General features: G+C 62.9%; 20 protein-coding genes and 1 pseudogene. 8 read left to right on the plus strand and 13 right to left on the minus strand.

Annotation, left to right across the window (positions count from 1 at the left end; translation table 11 throughout):
* Positions 1-25 precede the first annotated feature (25 nt).
* A complete protein-coding gene (locus H0I86_RS30380) occupies positions 26-490 on the plus strand; it encodes a TIGR02444 family protein (RefSeq protein WP_180923225.1) in 465 nt (154 codons plus the stop codon).
* Here the strand turns inward: H0I86_RS30380 and H0I86_RS30385 are convergent.
* The gene (locus H0I86_RS30385) at positions 487-1,638 is read right to left on the minus strand and encodes an AlgP family protein (RefSeq protein ID WP_180923226.1); all 1,152 of its coding nucleotides are present in this window, start codon (positions 1,636-1,638) and stop codon (positions 487-489) included. The genes H0I86_RS30380 and H0I86_RS30385 overlap by 4 nt on opposite strands.
* A 193-nt stretch (positions 1,639-1,831) precedes the next feature.
* Between H0I86_RS30385 and H0I86_RS30390 the strand changes: the two genes are divergently transcribed.
* Positions 1,832-2,497 (plus strand): FKBP-type peptidyl-prolyl cis-trans isomerase, encoded by a 666-nt coding sequence (locus H0I86_RS30390; protein ID WP_180923227.1) that lies wholly within the window; start codon positions 1,832-1,834, stop codon positions 2,495-2,497.
* Positions 2,498-2,559: 62 nt separating this feature from the next.
* Here the strand turns inward: H0I86_RS30390 and rsd are convergent, their stop codons facing one another.
* From rsd to H0I86_RS32625, 8 genes and pseudogenes are all read right to left on the minus strand, one after another.
* Positions 2,560-3,018, minus strand: coding sequence for a sigma D regulator (rsd, locus tag H0I86_RS30395; RefSeq protein ID WP_180925935.1), 459 nt, complete (start codon positions 3,016-3,018; stop codon positions 2,560-2,562).
* Between the two features lie 208 nt (positions 3,019-3,226).
* Positions 3,227-3,748 (minus strand): disulfide bond formation protein B, encoded by a 522-nt coding sequence (locus H0I86_RS30400; RefSeq protein WP_180923228.1) that lies wholly within the window; start codon positions 3,746-3,748, stop codon positions 3,227-3,229.
* Between the two features lie 164 nt (positions 3,749-3,912).
* Positions 3,913-5,151 carry a heme biosynthesis protein HemY gene (locus H0I86_RS30405; protein WP_180923229.1) on the minus strand — a complete coding sequence of 413 codons (1,239 nt, stop codon included), beginning with the start codon at positions 5,149-5,151 and terminating at the stop codon, positions 3,913-3,915.
* The gene (locus tag H0I86_RS30410; RefSeq protein ID WP_180923230.1) at positions 5,148-6,287 is read right to left on the minus strand and encodes a uroporphyrinogen-III C-methyltransferase; all 1,140 of its coding nucleotides are present in this window, start codon (positions 6,285-6,287) and stop codon (positions 5,148-5,150) included. Before H0I86_RS30410 ends, H0I86_RS30405 begins: the two co-directional genes overlap by 4 nt.
* A 17-nt stretch (positions 6,288-6,304) precedes the next feature.
* The gene (locus H0I86_RS30415) at positions 6,305-7,072 is read right to left on the minus strand and encodes a uroporphyrinogen-III synthase (protein ID WP_180923231.1); all 768 of its coding nucleotides are present in this window, start codon (positions 7,070-7,072) and stop codon (positions 6,305-6,307) included.
* On the minus strand, positions 7,069-8,010 hold the full coding sequence (gene hemC / locus H0I86_RS30420; RefSeq protein ID WP_180923232.1) for a hydroxymethylbilane synthase: 942 nt from the start codon (positions 8,008-8,010) through the stop codon (positions 7,069-7,071). Before hemC ends, H0I86_RS30415 begins: the two co-directional genes overlap by 4 nt.
* A 141-nt stretch (positions 8,011-8,151) precedes the next feature.
* On the minus strand, positions 8,152-8,898 hold the full coding sequence (locus tag H0I86_RS30425) for a LytR/AlgR family response regulator transcription factor (RefSeq protein ID WP_180923233.1): 747 nt from the start codon (positions 8,896-8,898) through the stop codon (positions 8,152-8,154).
* A pseudogene (locus tag H0I86_RS32625) lies at positions 8,895-9,047 on the minus strand (sensor histidine kinase); the annotation flags it as partial. The pseudogene H0I86_RS32625 and the gene H0I86_RS30425, both read right to left, overlap by 4 nt.
* 441 nt (positions 9,048-9,488) lie before the next feature.
* On the opposite strand from H0I86_RS32625, the gene argH reads away from it, so the two are divergent.
* Positions 9,489-10,883, plus strand: a complete 1,395-nt coding sequence (gene argH, locus H0I86_RS30430) for an argininosuccinate lyase (protein ID WP_009051440.1) — start codon at positions 9,489-9,491, stop codon at positions 10,881-10,883.
* Positions 10,884-10,953: 70 nt separating this feature from the next.
* Here the strand turns inward: argH and H0I86_RS30435 are convergent, their stop codons facing one another.
* Positions 10,954-11,610, minus strand: a complete 657-nt coding sequence (locus H0I86_RS30435; RefSeq protein WP_180923234.1) for a glutathione S-transferase family protein — start codon at positions 11,608-11,610, stop codon at positions 10,954-10,956.
* 125 nt (positions 11,611-11,735) lie between these two features.
* Between H0I86_RS30435 and H0I86_RS30440 the strand changes: the two genes are divergently transcribed.
* From H0I86_RS30440 to H0I86_RS30450, 3 genes are all read left to right on the plus strand, one after another.
* On the plus strand, positions 11,736-12,032 hold the full coding sequence (locus H0I86_RS30440; protein WP_009051442.1) for a hypothetical protein: 297 nt from the start codon (positions 11,736-11,738) through the stop codon (positions 12,030-12,032).
* 186 nt (positions 12,033-12,218) lie between these two features.
* Positions 12,219-12,464, plus strand: coding sequence for a TIGR02647 family protein (locus H0I86_RS30445; protein ID WP_007926676.1), 246 nt, complete (start codon positions 12,219-12,221; stop codon positions 12,462-12,464).
* Between the two features lie 174 nt (positions 12,465-12,638).
* The gene (locus H0I86_RS30450) at positions 12,639-15,488 is read left to right on the plus strand and encodes a class I adenylate cyclase (protein WP_180923235.1); all 2,850 of its coding nucleotides are present in this window, start codon (positions 12,639-12,641) and stop codon (positions 15,486-15,488) included.
* Between the two features lie 17 nt (positions 15,489-15,505).
* Here the strand turns inward: H0I86_RS30450 and rnk are convergent, their stop codons facing one another.
* The 3 genes from rnk to cyaY form a co-directional block, all read right to left on the minus strand.
* Positions 15,506-15,919, minus strand: a complete 414-nt coding sequence (rnk, locus tag H0I86_RS30455) for a nucleoside diphosphate kinase regulator (protein WP_007926672.1) — start codon at positions 15,917-15,919, stop codon at positions 15,506-15,508.
* A gap of 147 nt (positions 15,920-16,066) precedes the next feature.
* The gene (locus H0I86_RS30460) at positions 16,067-16,300 is read right to left on the minus strand and encodes a DUF1289 domain-containing protein (RefSeq protein ID WP_180923236.1); all 234 of its coding nucleotides are present in this window, start codon (positions 16,298-16,300) and stop codon (positions 16,067-16,069) included.
* A 4-nt stretch (positions 16,301-16,304) separates the two neighbouring features.
* Positions 16,305-16,637 carry an iron donor protein CyaY gene (cyaY, locus tag H0I86_RS30465; protein WP_023967860.1) on the minus strand — a complete coding sequence of 111 codons (333 nt, stop codon included), beginning with the start codon at positions 16,635-16,637 and terminating at the stop codon, positions 16,305-16,307.
* 239 nt (positions 16,638-16,876) lie between these two features.
* Between cyaY and lptM the strand changes: the two genes are divergently transcribed.
* Positions 16,877-17,029, plus strand: a complete 153-nt coding sequence (gene lptM, locus H0I86_RS30470) for an LPS translocon maturation chaperone LptM (RefSeq protein ID WP_007926668.1) — start codon at positions 16,877-16,879, stop codon at positions 17,027-17,029.
* Positions 17,030-17,038: 9 nt separating this feature from the next.
* Positions 17,039-18,286, plus strand: a complete 1,248-nt coding sequence (gene lysA / locus H0I86_RS30475) for a diaminopimelate decarboxylase (protein ID WP_180923237.1) — start codon at positions 17,039-17,041, stop codon at positions 18,284-18,286.
* The last annotated feature ends 1 nt before the right edge of the window (position 18,287 follow it).

Consider the following 18,287-nt stretch of genomic DNA (forward strand, 5'->3'; position numbering starts at 1 on the left):
GTTCGCAACTGGCGCGAGTAGCAATATGTCCTCTGACCTGTGGAGCTTCACCCTCAAGACCTACGCCCGCCCGGGCGTCGAAGAAGCCTGCCTGGACCTCCAGGCAGCCGGGGCCAATGTCTGTCTTTTACTCTGCGCAGCCTGGCTCGGCGCGCGCGGGGTGACCTGCACTGCACAGCGCCTGCAACAGCTGTGGAGCCTGGGCCAGCCTTGGCACGACGACGTCGTCAGGCCGCTGCGCCAGCTGCGCACGCAATGGCGCCCGGCCGCGAGCACGGATCCGGAACTGGTGGTCTTGCGCGAACAGGTCAAGGCATTGGAACTGGAGGCCGAGCGGCAACTGCTGCTGCGCCTGGAAGCGTTGGCGGGGGGATGGTCGGAGGGTGAAACTCAGGATCTGACGAACTGGCTGGAAGGACTGGCGGCCGAAGCCGCCAACCTCAACCGCGACGCGCTGCAGGCGCTGCGCGTCGCGGTGACCGGCGCTTAGGAAGCGCTGGTTGGCGTAGTGCTGGCAGGCGCGGCAGTCGGAGCCGGAACTGGCGCAGCAGCCGCCGCTGGAGCGGGCGAAGATACCGGTGCCGCCGGCTTGGCAGCCGGGGTTGCCGGGGTGGCTGGCTTGGCGGCCGCTGGAGCGGTGGCCGGTTTGGCTGCAGCAGGTTTGGCGGCGACTGGCTTCTTCGCGGCGGGTTTTGCCGCTGGCTTGGCGGCTGGTTTTGCTGCAGCAGGTTTCGCAACTGCTGGCTTGGCGGCAGTGGAAGCCGCCGGCTTGGCTGCTGCAGGTTTGGCGGCGGGTTTGGCTGCAGGTTTAGCCGCTGCCTTCACCGGAGCTTTTGCCGCAGCCGGTTTGGCGGCCGGCTTGGCAGCAGTTTTTGCCGCTACCGGCTTAGCCGCGGGCTTGGCAGCTGCAGGCTTGGCCGCTGCGGTTTTAGCCGCAGGCTTGGCGGCGGGTTTGGCCGCAGGTTTTGCTGCTGGCTTGGCCGCGGGTTTCGCTGCAGCCGGTTTGGCAGCCGCTGTTTTCGCAGCAGGTTTGGCGGCAGCTTTCGCAGGTGCTTTTGCAGCAGCCGGCTTAGCCGCTGGCTTGGCAGCTGCAGGTTTGGCTGCGGCGGTTTTTACCACTGGCTTGGCAGCTGGTTTGCTGGCAGCTTTTACCGGTGCTTTAGCAGCAGCTTTGGCAGGGGCTTTTGCCGCCGGCTTGGCTGCGGCTTTCTGGGCTGGAGCGGCTGCCGGTTTGGCGGAGCGAGTGCTCAGCAATTTGGCTGCGGCTTCTTTCACACGACCTACGCCCTGGGCCAGTTTCAGGCTTTCCTGAGCGTCGCGCTTGAGTTGCAGAATGTAGGCGCGGGTTTCGGATTGACGTGCCTTGAGTGCATCGAGCAGGTCTTCAAGTTCTTTCACTGCGTCCTTGGCTTTGGCTTGTGCCTTGGCCTTGCCGGCCGCCGCGGCGTCCTGCAATTTGGTACGCGATTTGTGCAGCTTTTCCTGTGCCTTACCGCGTTGCTTTTCCAGTTTGGCGAGCAGTTTTTCAGCATCAGCCAAGGCTTGAGAACAAGCGTTTTCCAAGTGTTCGAGCAGGCTGCCCGAAAGCTGTTGGAGCAAATGCAACGGAGTACTTACAGGCTTCTTATTGGCCGACATGGTTTACCTCCTGGCTGACGTGAGTTGCGGCTCATACTAGACCTCTGCTGCTACCGCCGCTAGGGCATGTTGACAGTATCGAATGCCATGCGTTGCAGAGGATCGAAAATGTTCTTCGCACACAGGAAAGTTACTCGCCAGCCACCACATCCACGCTGGCATAATCCACCTCGTCTCAGGCCGGAGAGCGCCCATGTCGCGTTACCTTTTTTTATCCTTGTATGTGTTGTTGCCACTGGCTCAGGCCGCCGAAGATTCGCAGAAAAACGATGCCCACGATCTCGCCTACAGCCTGGGCGCCAGCCTCGGCGAACGCCTGCGCCAGGAGGTGCCTGACCTGCAGATCCAGGCATTGGTGGAAGGCTTGAAACAGGCCTACCAAGGCAAGCCTCTGGCACTCAAGGACGAGCGCATCGAACAGATCCTCGCCCAGCATGAGGCACAGGTCGGCGAACAAGCGAACAAGCCGCGAATCGAGGTGGCACTGGAAAACGAACAGCGTTTTCTCTCGGCCGAAAAAGCCAAGCCGGGCGTACGCGAACTGGAGAACGGCATCCTGCTGACCGAGCTGACACCCGGCAACGGAGTACGGCCGGGAGCCAATGGTTCGGTACAGGTTCGCTACATCGGACGCCTGCCTGACGGCACGGTGTTCGATCAGAATCAGCAGCCGCAGTGGTTCCGCCTGGACAGTGTGATTGCCGGATGGCGCAGCGCGTTGCAGCAGATGCCGACCGGGGCAAAGTGGCGCCTGGTGATTCCTTCGGCCCAGGCTTACGGCGCCGATGGCGCGGGCGACCTGATCGCGCCTTACACACCCCTGGTGTTTGAAATCGAGCTGCTGGGGGCTACCGGTTAAGGGGCGCAGAAACGAAAAACGGTGCGCAATGCGCACCGTTTCGGGAAAGCTTTCGCTGCAAGTCAGGCCTGAACGGCGGCCTCTTCCTTGTGAGCGTTGTGCAGCACTTCGATCAGGCAATCTTCCAGCTCGAAGCGCTCATGCAGCAGACCGCCCAGCTCCTTGAACTTCTCCGCCACGCACTTTCCTTCGTCGCACAGATCGTTGAACGCCAGCAGCTTTTCAGTGATGACATCGATCCGAGGATAAATGGTTTCGGCCAGTTCGAGCCCGCGCTTGTCGTTGAAAGCCTTGGCCTCGCCAGTCAGCTGCTCGTAGATTTCAAAGTGGCCGGCGGAGACGTAGTCCACCAGGATTCCACAGAACTCCTGCAGCGGCTGTCGATTTTCAGCCAGCATCTCAGGCTCTGCACCGAGAGCATCATAGGCCCGAACCAGTTCGTGACGCTCCTGCAACCAGCGATCGATCAGCAGATGCACTCCACCCCAGCGTTCCTGAGCATTCTGACAACTTTCGAGCATGGCGATCTCTCTTCCCTTATGGGTCATGCCGCTCTGAATCCGCCACTGGACTGAACATCAGCATCCGGCCAGGCAGAACAGCATCGAGCAACGTAATTGCGGTGATACGTGCGGGCCAGATTATGCCCGCGCGACAGCCGCTTCAAGGTACGCAGGAGATAAAGTTCATACAAGTGTTTAATCTCGATCCCCGTCGCAAAACGACGATTCAGGTCGCGGCCGCCCTGCGCCGGCCCCGTGGTAGAAGCCGCACCAGGCGATAGGCACTCAAAATCATCACAGCGATGAAAAACAGCAGGCTCCACTCCGCGGCGCTCATGTCCAGCAGCGTCCAGTTGACCTCCGCGCACTGCGCGGTCCCGGTGAAAACCAACTGCAAGGCATGTCCCCAAGACAGATTGCCAAGCATGAACGGCATGTCCGGCAAGCACGCCAGCAACTGATCCGAAGGAATGTTCTGCAGCAGCACATGGCGCCCTGCCGTGACCACACCCGCCAGGCTGCAGAGCAGTTCCAGCAGCCAATATAGGGCACTCGCCGGGTATTGTGGCCCCTGCACGACCGCGACCAGGCTGATCGAAGTCAACAGCAGCGCGAAGAATCGTTGCACCACCCACAGCAGGCAAGGCTCGAGCCCAATCCCGTACTCCAGGTGAAACGAAGCCCACAGGGCCGAGGCACCGGTAAAAAACACAAGGGAGAACAGCAAGCGTGAGCCGGCCAGCGACATGGTGTATCCACAACGGAAGAAACAGGCTGCCACGGTAGAGAAAGCGCTCGGCCCTTTCAAGGCGCGCCATGACAAGATCGAGCGCGGCAAATGGGCACAGAGCCCAGATCGGAGGGAGTTGAGGGACGGGGCGCCCCCCTCAGGGACGGCCCAGCCCTGCGGGTTTATACCCTGGCGGGCACCGGCAACGGCGATGCCAGGAGGCGCTCGTCCAACAGCCCCAGACCCTCCTGGAACAGCTGGTTGCTGCGCTCGGTATCGCCCAGCTGCGCCAGCAACCGGGCCAGCTCGGCGCAAGCCTCAGGGTTGCGCTGCAGACGCAGGCTGCTTTCCAGATAGTCCCGCGCCTTGCCCCAGAGGCTGGTTTGCAGGCACAGGCGACCCAGGGTCAGCAGCAGGCTCGGATCGTTCGGATGATCCTTGAGCCACTGCTCGGCGAACTGCAGCTGCCGCGCCGGATCACTGCCGCGCAGCAAGCCGTAAAGCCGCGCCAGATGGCTGTCGTACTTGCGCTTGAGAGCGACACGCAGCACTTCTTCGGCCTCGGCCTCGGCGCCCAATTGGCGCAGCTGTTCGGCATAGGCCAGTACCAGTTGCGGTTCCTGGCGTTGAGCCGCGGTCAGTTGCTGCCAGGCGCGATTGAGCGATTGCAGGCCGACCGCACCATCTTCTTCGCGATGCGCCGCGAGGGTCAGGTTCTCGCCCCAGGCCCGACGTTCCAGCTCGGCCAGCTCGTTGGCGGGCAGGACCTTGTCCTTGCGCAGTTCGGGCAGCAGGCGAATCACCGCCGACCAGTCGCCCCGCTGCTGTTGCAGACGCTGCAACTGCCGCAGCGCCTGGACACTGTGCGGGTGCCGCTCGTGCATGGCTTGCAGGGTGCTCAGGGCGCCTTCGGTATCACCGCGATCGGTCTGCAACTGGGCATGACTCAAGGCCACCGCCAGCTCGGCCTGGGGCTGCCGCTCGAGGGCACGCTCCAGCAGGCTGTCGCACTGCTCGTAATTTCCCAGCTCGTTCGCCGCCCGCGCCGCGCCGAGGTAGTAAAGGAGAGGCTGGCGCTCGGCTTCCGCGGCACGATGCAAATGCTTCTGGGCGCTGGCCCAGCGGCCTTCGGCAAGATCCATCTGGCCTTGCTCGATGGCGATCTGTACGCGACGGCTGCGGTTGCGCCGCGACCAGGGGTTGACCACGCCGCTGGAGGCCATCACCAGTTCGATCAACGCCTTGATACCCCAGATCACCAGCCAGATCACCGCGACCAGTGCCAGGGTCGCCCACAGGCTCGACTCATAACGGAAGCTGTCGTAGGCAATCAGGATGTACCCGGAATGCTCGGCGATCGCCAACCCCAGCAATCCCGAGGCGGCGATCACCAGGAACAGAATCACGTACAGGCGCTTCATGGGCTGGTCTCCTGCGGGGCATTCGCAGCAGGCTTGGCCAGTGGTTTCACCGACTCTTCAGCGCTCAGGTTGCGCCGTTCCAGGTAGGCCTGAACGGCGCTCAGGGTCTTGGTCAGGTCCGGCGTCTGCACGGTGACCGGCTGTTTGCTCAGTTCGGACACGCGCTCCAGCATGAGCTTGCTCTGCGGGTTGTCCTGATTGAAGTTGCCCTTCAACACATCGCGGGCTTCCGCCAGCGCCTGGGTGTACACCGGCGCCTGGCCATTCAACGCCGCCCACTGGGCCTGCTCCAGGGCCAGGCTCAAGGCCAGGCGCACCTGCGTCAGGCTTTGCCCGGCGAGCAGCGGCCGCACGTTCTTGTCCGCGTTGAAGTCGATACGAATGTAACGCGAGATCTGGTCCCACCATTGCGCCCAGCGGCTGGCGCCGTCGCCGTCGGCGGTCAGGCCCAGCAGCGAATCGCCACGGTCGCGATACTCGGGGGCCAGCTCGGTGAGTTCGGTCACCTGGTCGCGCAGTGCGCCCAGTTGCAGGAACAGTCCGGTGCGATCCGGCTGTTCGGTGCTGCGCAGGGCCGCGAGGCTCTTGGCCAACTGCTCGCGCGCGGCGAAAGAGCCGGGATCGTTCTGCTCGCGCAGGATCTCGTCGGCGCCCTGCACCAGGGCCTGGGCGCTGCTGATGTCCTGCAAGGCCGAAAGGCGCAGGCTGGCCAGACGCAACAGATGCTCCGCCTCGGCCAGACGCCAGTCCTTGCGGCTGGCACCCAGCACGCTCTCCAGCTTCTGATTGAGTCGCTGCTGGTCGCCCTGCAACTGCGCGACCAGACGGCGGCGCTCTTCCAGTTCATCGGCCGCCGGCAATTGCTCCAGGCGTGCCATCAGGCGCTGCTCATTGAGCTTCAGGCTCTGCGCCTCATCACCCAGGGCCTGCAACTGCCCCAACTGCTGTTGATTGTTGGCCTGCAGGCTGCGCACCTGCCAGACACCCCAGCCGCCGGCAGCGACACCGGCCGCCCCCAGCAACAGGGCGAGGATCGCCAACCCGTTGCCGCGACGCTGCGGAGCAGGGGTTGCGGGTTCAGCCGGCGCATCGATAACCGGCTGGACATCATCTTTAGGCAAGGCTGTTTCGCTCACGTATCCATCCTTTGCGTTTAGAGAACGGGCACGGGGTGCTCCCGTAACGCCGTTAGCAAGGCCGCGGCGCTGGCGCCACGACAATCCACAACTTTCTCGGCCCCGGCGGCACGCGCCATTTCGGCGACCCGGGGGCTCGGTACAAACAACGGCAGCCGCGCCACCTGTGGCCAGGCCTCGCCGGCCAACTGCTGCAAGTGCTCGAAACCCTGCCCACTGCTGACCACCAGCCCATTCAAGCGTTCCGCCTGGATGCGTTGCATCAGGACTCCGTCGGCATAGCGCGGCAGGTCGCGACGGTACAGCTCCAGATAATCGACACTAGCACCTTGGCTGCGCAAACGCTCAGCCAGCAGCTCGCGACCACCCTCCCCGCGCACGATCAGCACCCGTGGAGCAGGCCGTGCAATAGCCTCGCGCAACTGGGGAAGTTCAAGCAAGGCTTCACTGTCATCGCCTTGCTCGGGGAAAAAAACATCCTGGCCGTGATCGGCCAGAATCTGCGCCGTCGCGGCGCCCACACTGAACCAGCGCTGGCTCGGCGGCTGCGGCCAGAACTGCTCGAGCAGTTGCACGGCCATTCGCGCGGCCGGCTTGCTGACCACGATCACCGCGCAGTACCGGTGCAGCTCAAGCACTCTGGCGCGCTGGGTATCGTCAAAAGGCAGGGCCTGGATTTCCAGCAACGGCAGGCTGCTGCTGAAAACTCCCGCTTCGCCCAGAACCTCAGCCAGCAGCGCTGACTCGTCCGTGGGCCGGGTCAGCAGCACACGCCAGTCGCTCACTCTTCGCCAGCCTCGCCATAGACCGCGCGCAGAATATTGTCGGCGCCCTGGGCCAGCAGATCCTCCGCAACCTGCACACCAAGCGCCGCCGCCGCGCTACGTGGAGCACGCGCCTCGGCGCTGAGCAGCACGCCGCCGCTCGGTTCGCCGACCAGGCCGCGCAACCACAGCTGATCGCCTTCGAGCACCGCATAGCAGGCGATAGGCACTTGGCAGCCACCATTCAGATGCTTGTTGAGGGCCCGCTCGGCGGTGACCCGATCCGCCGTATCGGCATGATGCAGCGGCGCCAGCAGCTTGTGGATCTCGCTGTCGGCCGTACGGCACTCGATGCCTACCGCGCCCTGGCCGCCAGCCGGAAGGCTGTCGTCGACGCTGATCGAAGAGCTGATGCGATCTTCGAAGCCAAGACGAATCAAGCCCGCAGCAGCCAGGATAATGGCGTCGTACTCACCGGCGTCGAGCTTGGCCAGGCGAGTGTTGACGTTGCCGCGCAGGAAGCGGATCTGCAGGTCCGGACGACGAGCCAGCAGCTGCGCCTGGCGACGCAGGCTGGAGGTGCCCACCACGCTGCCCGCGGGCAGGTCGTCGAGGCTGGAGTAGGTATTGGAGACAAAGGCATCGCGCGGGTCTTCGCGCTCGCAGATGCAGAACAGGCCCAAGCCTTCGGGAAAGTCCATCGGCACGTCTTTCATCGAGTGCACGGCGATATCCGCTTCGTTTTCCAACAGCGCGGTTTCCAGCTCCTTGACGAACAGCCCCTTGCCGCCGATTTTCGACAACGGCGAGTCGAGCAGCTTGTCGCCACGACTGACCATAGGCACCAGCGTCACGATCAACCCCGGGTGAGCGGCTTCCAGACGAGCTTTGACGTATTCGGCTTGCCACAAGGCCAAGGCACTTTTGCGGGTAGCGATGCGGATTTCGCGAGAGGACATGGATCAATCCGTACTGATAGAAAATACGGCAGATGATAACAGCTCAGCCAAATCAGCTCTGACTTGTATCAGGAACCGCAGCCCCTCCCTGGCCGCAGGAACGTTGCGGGCGGGGTGCATGACCCGCCCGTTTGTCCGGATCTAGAGCTGCTGCATCATCTTGCGCACGCCGGCCACATGCCGTCGGCTGACGATCAGCGCATCACCATTGAGCCCCTTGAGGAACAGCTGGAAATGTCCCAGCGGCGTACGCTGCAGGCGTTCGATGCGTTCGCGGGCCACCAGGGCGTTGCGATGGATGCGTACGAAACGCTCGCCAAACTCGTCTTCCAACGCCTTCAGGGGTTCGTCCAGCAGGACTTCGCCGCTTTCATGGCGCAAGGTCACGTATTTGTGGTCGGCAATGAAATAGACGACCTGATCCAGCGGGATCAGCTCGATACCTTTGCGGGTGCGCGCACTGATATGACTACGGGGGCCGCTGCCGCTTTCGGCGGCGGGCCGGGTCAGGGCCGCGAGCTGGACCCTGTTGGGGCGGTCGGCCTTCTTCAGCGCCTCGAGCAGATACTCGGAACGCACCGGTTTGAGCAGGTGACCGACTTCGCTGACATCAAAAGCCTCGAGGGCGAATTCATCAGGGGCGGCACAAAACACCACGGCTGGCGGCGCTTCGCGTTCGCACAGGCGGGCGGCAACCTGCAGGCCATCGAGACCCGGCATGCGGATGTCGAGAAGCACGATATCCGGTTTCAGGCTGTCGATCAGGGCCAATGCCTCTTCGCCATTGGTGGCGCTGGGCTCCAGGACACTGTATCCCTCAAGCTCACTGACCATACGGCTCAGTCGCTCGCGGGCTAGGGGTTCGTCATCAACGATCAGGACATTCATATTGCGCTGGATTCCTGCGTGAGTCTCGCACAAGGATAGCGTAGACAGGTGAAGTGACGTCCGTCACGGCGATCCACGCTAAGACTAGTGCGAGGGCCAAAAAGTGCCCCACGACGGGCACCATTATTTACCCGGGCCTGCTCGACACCGCTTAAGGCCCGCCACTGCACGACATGGTCATGGGGACTGCTGATACAGGACACAAACACCCCCTCTTTTATAGTCGGCTTCCACCTCGGCCGCCTCCCTCGTGAATCGCGAGGTGGTGCCGGGACCGGAGCGCATGCGACAACGGTTGCGTGATCAGCGACCAGGCTCGATGAAACATCCGAGATTGCGCTGTTCCTTCAGTCCAACTGTAGACGGTTGCCAAGACGATATTGCTCAAACAATAAATATCGTTACATCCCCCCTCGAACCGCCTTCGTTCGCCTAGTCTCTGCGCGCCCGAGGTCGGCGACAAGCGCCCGCGGCCCCCATGGCAGAAATAAAAACCTGCCGACCGGTGCCAGCTACAGGATTGGCAACCCTGTTATTATCCGCGGCAACTTTTCACCTCATTTCCCTTCCAGCCGATCACGAGCGAATTCATGAGCACTGACAAGACCAATCAGTCCTGGGGCGGCCGCTTCAGTGAGCCCGTCGACGCCTTCGTCGCCCGCTTCACCGCCTCCGTCACTTTCGACCAGCGCCTCTATCGTCACGACATCATGGGCTCGATCGCCCACGCCACCATGCTGGCCAAGGTCGGCGTACTGACCGATGCCGAACGCGACAGCATCATCGACGGTCTGAAAACCATCCAGGGCGAAATCGAGGCGGGCACCTTCGACTGGCGCGTCGATCTGGAAGACGTGCACATGAACATCGAAGCACGCCTGACCGACCGCATTGGCGTCACCGGCAAGAAGCTGCACACCGGCCGCAGCCGCAATGACCAGGTGGCCACCGATATCCGTCTGTGGCTGCGCGACGAAATCGATCTGATCCTGGCGGAAATCACCCGCCTGCAAAAAGGCCTGCTGGAACAAGCCGAGCGCGAAGCCGACACCATCATGCCGGGCTTCACCCACCTGCAGACTGCACAGCCTGTGACCTTCGGTCATCACATGCTGGCCTGGTTCGAGATGCTCAGCCGCGACTACGAGCGTCTGGTCGATTGCCGCAAGCGCACCAACCGCATGCCTCTGGGCAGCGCCGCGCTGGCCGGCACCACCTACCCGATCGACCGCGAGCTGACCTGCCAGCTGCTGGGCTTCGACGCCGTCGGTGGCAACTCGCTGGACAATGTGTCTGATCGCGATTTCGCCATTGAGTTCTGCGCCGCCGCCAGCGTGGCCATGATGCACCTGTCGCGTTTCTCCGAAGAGCTGGTGCTGTGGACCAGCGCGCAGTTCCAGTTCATCGATCTGCCCGACCGCTTCTGCACCGGCAGCTCGATCATGCCGCAAAAGAAAAACCCGGACGTTCCGGAGCTGGTTCGTGGCAAGAGCGGTCGCGTGTTCGGCGCCCTGATGGGCCTGCTGACGCTGATGAAGGGCCAGCCCCTGGCCTACAACAAGGACAACCAGGAAGACAAGGAACCGCTGTTCGACGCCGCCGACACCCTGCGCGACTCGCTGCGCGCCTTCGCCGACATGATCCCGGCGATCAAGCCCAAGCACGCGATGATGCGCGAAGCGGCGCTGCGCGGTTTCTCCACCGCCACCGACCTGGCGGACTACCTGGTACGCCGTGGCCTGCCATTCCGCGATTGCCACGAGATCGTTGGCCACGCTGTGAAGTACGGCGTGGAAACCGGCAAGGACCTGGCGGAAATGAGCCTGGAAGAACTGCGCAAGTTCAGCGACCAGATCGACCAGGACGTGTTTGCCGTGCTGACCCTGGAAGGCTCGGTCAATGCCCGTGACCACATCGGCGGCACCGCGCCAGCTCAAGTCAAGGCGGCGGTGGTTCGTGGCCAGGCGTTGCTGAGCAGCCGCTAAACGCTAGCGCGGGCAAGCCACGCTCCTACCAAGAGCATGGCTTGCCCGCTGTCAGCGATCTGAAACCTTTCTACTTCTTGCTGGCAATCATCGCCAGGAACTGCGGCATCGCCGCGTCCTTGTCCGCCGCAACCCGCTGCACGTTGGGCATCTGCTCCAGCCGCGCCATCAAGGCCTTGGCCGCCGGCATCTCGGCCAGCAAATCCACACCGAATAGTTTCTGCCCTACCGCACAGGCCAGGCTCACGCTGTACAGGAAATACAGATCCGCCACGCTCAGGCTGCTGCCCGCCACATAAGGGGCAAACTTGCCGTGCCTGGCCAGCGAGGCGAACCCCAGCACCAGCTCATTGCGGGATTTTTCCTTGATGGCCTCGGGGACCGCTGTGCCAAAGAACGCCTCGCCGTAACAGGCCCGCGCCGGCAACTCGATGTAAAGCTCGATCTCCTTGGCCAGCGCCAGCACCTGGGCACGCTCGAACGGATCGCTTGGCAGCAGCGCCGGGCCCGGCTGGGTTTCGAGGTATTCGAGGATCACGCTGGTTTCATTGATAACACCCTGCTCCACCCCCAGCACCGGCACCTTGCCGCGTGGACTGATGGTCAACGCCTCAGGGCTTTGCCCGGCGTAGAACGGCACTTCTTCGAAAGGCAGACCTTTTTCCAGCAATGCCAGTTTCACCATGTTGTAGTAATTGCTGACGGCGAATCCATAAAGCTTGAACATCACGTAGCCTCCAGGCCGGGTACGGGGTTGGCAGCCACTCTTATAGATCCTCGACAGCCGACCGGCCAGCAGCATCAGGCTCCTGAATACGGGTAAACTGGCGACCTTTCCTTGAGGAGCCTGCCATGAGCGAGCCAACCCCCGACACCCACCAAGACGACAACGACGAAGAAGCGTTCACCGAAAACACCCTGATCGAAGCGATCGAAAACCAGATCGAAAGCGACAACCCGCCCGCGGCCAAAGCCACCTTCAACAAGCTGACCCTGGTCGGCTATGAGCGTGACGAAATCCTCAACCTCATGGCTCACGTCCTGGCGGTGGAAATCGACGCGATCCTCGAAGAAGACCGCGCGTTCGACACCCAATGGTACGAAGCCGCGCTGCGCGCCCTGCCCGAGCTGCCGCCCGAGAAGAAGTAAGCCCGCCACGCTTCGCGCCCGCACCTGACCGGCGCGACGGCGAGCCTTGACTACACTGGTACGCGCCCTGCGGCCAAATACCGCCGCCCAGGGGCGCAAAAGTCCGCAGCGGACACTGGACAGGCTGCACAACTGCGGTCACCTTAAGGACGCTGTCGTCTAATTCCTAGAAAGTCTGGAGTCCTTATGTCGTATACCCCTGAGTTGGTTGCCGAACTGGAAATCCTTGCACTCTTCAACCTGGACAGTTCCCAGGAAGGCCTGAAAATCCATCAGACCGCTGCCCCCCAAGCTATCGCCGCCGCACGACGCCTGTTCGAGAAAGAACTCATTACCCAGCCCGATGGTGGTTACCTGACCAGCCTGGGCCGCGATGCCGCCGAGCATGCCCAAGGCCTGCTGACCATTCTGACGGTCAAAGAAGCCGCCTGAACGCTCTCCCCTACGGCCCTCGGAATCCCCGCCTGTCGGATTCCGCGGGCAAGCTCCAGCGAGACGCTGGAAATCTGACGTCAAAAATAAAATTCAGCTTAAAGCCCGCCCTCGACTGGCTGTAAACTCCTGCGCACAAGACCTCCCACGTTCAAGCTTCACGAGCCTGTTTGAATGATCCGCACCCATGAAATCCGCCCAGATCTGGACGAGGGAATCGACCGCAAGGTTCTCAGCCAACTGCGCGCGCGCTTTCTGAAGCTCAACGAGGGGCGTCTGGGCCGGGCCATGGAAGGGTTGTCGCCACGCCAGCAACTGGTGCTCAACCTGTTGCCGCTGTTCTTTCACGTCAACCACCCGTTATTGCCGGGGTATGTGTCGGGCGGCACACCGGCCGGGCTGTCGAACTACGAGCCCGACACGCCGACCCTCAACGAAGCCCAGCGCCTGACCCGTTCGTTTTCCTACAAGGCCCGCCCCGGCAATGCGCCGCGGCCTATCCACGGCCTGTTCCTGATGGGCAGCCTGGGTACCCTGGCCCAGGCCGACCAGAGCGATATGGACGTGTGGGTCTGCCATGCGCCCGATCTCGGCGAAAACGAACTCGCCGAACTGCGCAAGAAATGCCTGCTGCTGGAAGCCTGGGCCACCAGCCAGGGCGCCGAGGCGCATTTCTTCCTGATCGACCCCAGCCGCTTTGTCCGTGGCGATCGCGACACCCAGCTGAGCTCCGACGATTGCGGCACCACCCAGCACTACCTGCTGCTGGACGAGTTCTACCGCACCGCCATCTGGCTGGCTGGGCGTACGCCGCTGTGGTGGCTGGTGCCGGTGTACGAAGAAGACCGCTACCACCAGTACACCCATACGCTGCTGTCCAAGCGCTTCATCCCCGCTGACGAAAACCTCGACCTTGGCCATCTGGCCCATATTCCGCCGGGCGAATTCATCGGGGCCGGGCTCTGGCAACTGTTCAAGGGCATCGAGTCGCCGTACAAGTCCGTGCTCAAGCTGCTGCTGACCGAGGTCTACGCCAGCGAGCACCCACGGGTGGAATGCCTGAGCCTGCGCTTCAAGCAGGCGGTGTTCGCCAACCGCCTGGACCTCGACGAGCTGGATCCGTACATCGTGGTCTACCGGCGCATCGAGGAGTACCTCAAGGCCCGCGGCGAGCCGGAGCGCCTGGAACTGGTGCGTCGCAGCCTGTACCTGAAGGTCAACCGCAAGCTCACCGGCAACAACGGCGCACGCAACCCGAGCTGGCAGCGCTCGCTGCTCGAACGGCTGGCCCGCGAATGGGGTTGGGATCAGCGCCAGCTGGCGATGCTCGACAGTCGCAGCCAGTGGAAAGTCCGCCAGGTCAGCGCCGAACGCCGGGCCCTGGTCAACGAACTGAACTACAGCTACCGCTTCCTGACCCAGTTCGCCCGTACCGAGCAGACCCTCGGCCTGATCAACAAGCGCGACCTTAATATCCTTGGCCGACGCCTGTACGCGGCCTTTGAACGCAAAGCCGGCAAGATCGAGTTCATCAACCCCGGCATTGCCCCGGACCTGGCCGAAGACACCCTGACCCTGGTGCAGTCGCCCAACAAGAAAGAGCCTGGGCAAACCCACTGGGGCCTGTACAACGGCAGCCTGAATGCCCTGGAGTGGGAACACTTCGCGCCGATCAAGCGCAGCCGCGAACTGCTGGAGCTGCTGACCTGGAGCCATCGCAACGGCGTGATCGACAGCAGCACGCGCCTGGCGCTGCACCCGGGCAGCAGCGACTTGAGCGAGTTCGAGCTGTTCAATCTGCTGGGCAGCCTGCAACAGACCATCGCCCTGCCCCTGGGCACCGTCAGCGAAGAACGCCTGCTGCACAGCAGCGTGCCCAGCGAAGTGCTGATCCTGGTGAACGTCGGCCGCGACCCGCTCAAGCACCACCGCGACCTGAACATCCTGATGACCACCGAGCGTACCGATTCTTTGAGCTACGCCGGGGTGCGGGAAAACCTGGTGCTGACCCTCGACCAAGTGACGCTCAACAGCTGGAATGAGGTCTTGGTCGGTCGTTACGACGGCGCCCATGCCCTGCTCGACTGCCTACGCGACTACCTCAACAATCTGCCGCCCGGCCCCGAGCAGCCAAAGCTGCGAGTGCGCTGCTTTTGCCACAACCGCGCGCAGTTCATCGCCCAACGGGTCGAAGAGCTGTTCGACACGGCGCAGAACCTGTTGCTCAGCCAGCTCAATCACCGCTACCTGATCCAGGTGCAGCAGCATTACCACGTGCTGGAGTTGGTGCCGGGCCGGGTCAATCATGTGGCGCTGGCGAGCCTGCCGGCGCTGATCGACTACCTGGGCGAAGAACAATCGAGCTACAGCCCGCTGCACCTGGACCCGATGGCCCTGGAAGAACACGACCTGGCGCTGATCCTGCCGATGGGCCAGCCTGATTGCATCCAGGTGTTCTACCGCGTCGTCGAGGCTCAGGCCGAGCTGTACGTGCTGGATGAGTTCGATGCGCTCTGGCAGCAACGCCTGCCCTACCACGACGAACAGAGCCTGCTGGTGCCCCTGCAACGTTTCCTGCAGTCGATCCTCTACCGGCGCAACGCCCAGCTGCCGATGGAGGCCTCCCAGCCCCTCGTGCCGCTGGATATTTTGTATTACCAGATATTGCCTTCAGGCAGCACAAAGGCTCGCCGGGTCGAGCCACGCCCGGCGCCGCAGACGCCGGCGAGCAACGCCTTTTATGACGTGCAGGGCATCATCGGCAAAGCCGCACCGGGGCAGGTGCAGGTCACCCTGTATTGCAATCAACGGGAGTTTTCCGAGCTGGAGCATGGCGACCAGTTGTTCGCCGCGGTCGCCCAGGAGATTGTCGGCCAGCGCCGCGAAACCGAGCGTTATCGCTGCTACATCACCGATCTGGACCTGTCCGGCCTGCTCGGTGACCACCACGGCTCAAGCAATCTCTACCTGCGCTACAAGGCCGACCTGGAGCGCGCCTTGAACGACGCGCTCGAGCAGGTCTAGCCGGTCAGAGGTGCCCCTCAGAGGTGAAAGTCGCCAGCCGCTTCGGGTTGGTATTCGACCTCCAGCAAGGTCAGCTTCAGGGTCTTGCCGCCCGGAGCCGGCCAGTCGATGTACTGCCCGACCTGCAAGCCGAGCAAGGCGCTGCCCACCGGCGCCAGGATGGAGATCCGGCCTTCGTCGGCGTTGGCGTCCTGTGGATACACCAGGGTCAGGTGATAGTCCTTGCCGCTGCCCTCTTCGCGGCAATGCACGCGCGAGTTCATGGTCACGACACCGGGCGGGACTTCATCGTGGCCCACCAGGGTTTCGGCGCGATCCAGCTCGGTCTGCAACGCAATGACGCCAGGCAGCGTGTCGTCCAGGCTGTCGATCAGGCGCTCCAGACGCTGCACGTCGAGGCGGGTGAGAATGATGGAAGGTGCGGTGCTCATGATCCAGGCAGACTCCTTTTTTCGGCACAAAAAAGCAAAACCCCGTCCAGATCAGACGGGGTTTTCACTGGCCTCGATGTGGCGAGGCGTAACCGGACACTACCACAGCAGCACAAATAAACAAGCTACCGGATTTTCTGGCCAGGGCTAGCCGGCGCCGTGCGCCATCGCCCGCTTGCGCTCCAGGGCCTGGCGGCAGATGACGCGCCGTCGCTCATCGTCCGCCGAGCGCCATTCGCGAATGTCTTCGACATGCCGGAAACAACCCTTGCAGACCTTTTCCTCGTCCAGCCGGCACAGGCTGATGCAGGGCGAGGCCACGGCCGGGCTGACATTGCTGTACAGCGGCTTGGGCGGGCGCACCGGGGCGGTTGGCGTCACGGTCTCAGAGCCCTTCGAACTCAAGCTTGATGTCGGCCTGTTCGAGGACGATGCGCTCGAGCATTTCGCCCAGTTGCTCTTCGCTCTTGTCGCACATCCAGCGCTCGCTTTCTTCGTCGTAGTCGAAGTGGAAGCCACCGGAGCGCGCGGCCAGCCACAGCTGACGCAGCGGTTCCTGGCGGCTGAAGATCACCTGGCTACCGTTTTCGAACTTGACGGTGAGCACACCGGCGGAGCTCTCCAGATCGATATCCAGGTCACTCTCCTCGAAAATGTCCTCCAGCGCCTGCTGGGTGGCATCGACCAGGTCGTGGAAACGGGCTTCAGTCAAACTCATTGCGGGAACCTCGAAAAGTGTCTACTCACGCTCAAGCGCCGCAAGATACGGGCGCATCCGGGCGAATGCAAAGGATACCGATCAAGGGCGCGGGCAGCAGAGAAAATATCCCCGCAGCCGCCGCGCCCAACCCCTGCGCCCGGGGCAAAGGCCCGCCGGACGGGTGTTCCAGCGCATAGGCAAGCCGTCGGGTGGCCGGTATACTCGGGCGCAATTAACGCATTCTCAAGGATTTCGCCATGAAGCGCCTGATCTCTTCCCTTGCTGCGCTCGTCGCGGTTGCCTGCCTTGTCACTGCCTGCGGTCAAAAAGGCCCGCTGTATCTTCCCGATGACAGCAAATCCCCCGAAGACCAAGGTCACTCGCAGTCGCACAAGCACGACACCAACTAAGGGAACCCCATGGACGCTTTTAACTACCGCGACGGGCAACTGTTCGCGGAAGGTGTAGCGTTGTCCGCCATTGCCGAACGCTTTGGCACGCCGACCTACGTCTATTCCCGAGCGCATATCGAAGCGCAGTACCACGCGTACGCCGATGCCCTCGCCGGCATGCCGCACCTGGTCTGCTTCGCGGTAAAGGCCAACTCCAACCTGGGTGTACTGAATGTCCTGGCGCGTCTGGGCGCCGGTTTCGATATCGTCTCCCGCGGCGAGCTGGAACGCGTCCTGGCAGCTGGCGGCGCGGCCGACAAGATCGTCTTCTCCGGTGTCGGCAAGACCCGTGACGACATGCGTCGCGCCCTGGAAGTCGGTGTGCACTGCTTCAACGTCGAATCCAGCGACGAGCTGGAGCGCCTGCAACAGGTCGCCGCCGAACTGAAGGTTCGCGCCCCGGTCTCGCTGCGGGTCAACCCGGATGTCGACGCGGGCACCCACCCGTACATCTCCACCGGCCTGAAGGAAAACAAGTTCGGTATCGCCATCGCCGATGCCGAAGACGTGTACATCCGCGCGGCCCAGTTGCCGAACCTGGAAGTGGTCGGTGTCGACTGCCATATCGGCTCGCAACTGACCACCCTGGCCCCCTTCATCGATGCCCTCGACCGTCTGCTGGACCTGGTCGACCGCCTGGGCGAATGCGGCATCTACCTGCGCCACATCGACCTCGGTGGCGGCCTGGGCGTGCGTTATCGCGATGAAGAGCCGCCGCTGGCCGCCGACTATGTCAAGGCAGTGCGCGAACGCCTCGACGGCCGCGACCTGGAACTGATCTTCGAACCCGGCCGCTTCATCGTCGCCAACGCCGGGGTACTGCTGACCCGGGTCGAGTACCTCAAGCACACCGAACACAAGGACTTCGCCATCGTCGACGCGGCAATGAACGACCTGATCCGCCCGGCCCTGTACCAGGCCTGGATGGACGTCAGCGCCGTACGCCCGCGCGATGGCCAGGCACGTACCTACGACATCGTCGGCCCGATCTGCGAAACCGGCGACTTCCTGGCCAAGGAACGTCAACTGGCCCTGGAAGAAGGCGACCTGCTGGCCGTGCATTCGGCCGGTGCCTACGGTTTCGTCATGAGCTCCAACTACAACACCCGCGGTCGCGCTGCTGAAGTGCTGGTCGATGGTGAACAGGCTGTTGAAGTGCGTCGCCGCGAGACGGTAGCCGAGTTGTTTGCTGGCGAAAGCCTGCTGCCGGAGTAGA

This window comes from Pseudomonas chlororaphis subsp. aurantiaca, assembly GCF_013466605.1.
GTDB lineage: Bacteria > Pseudomonadota > Gammaproteobacteria > Pseudomonadales > Pseudomonadaceae > Aquipseudomonas > Aquipseudomonas chlororaphis_I.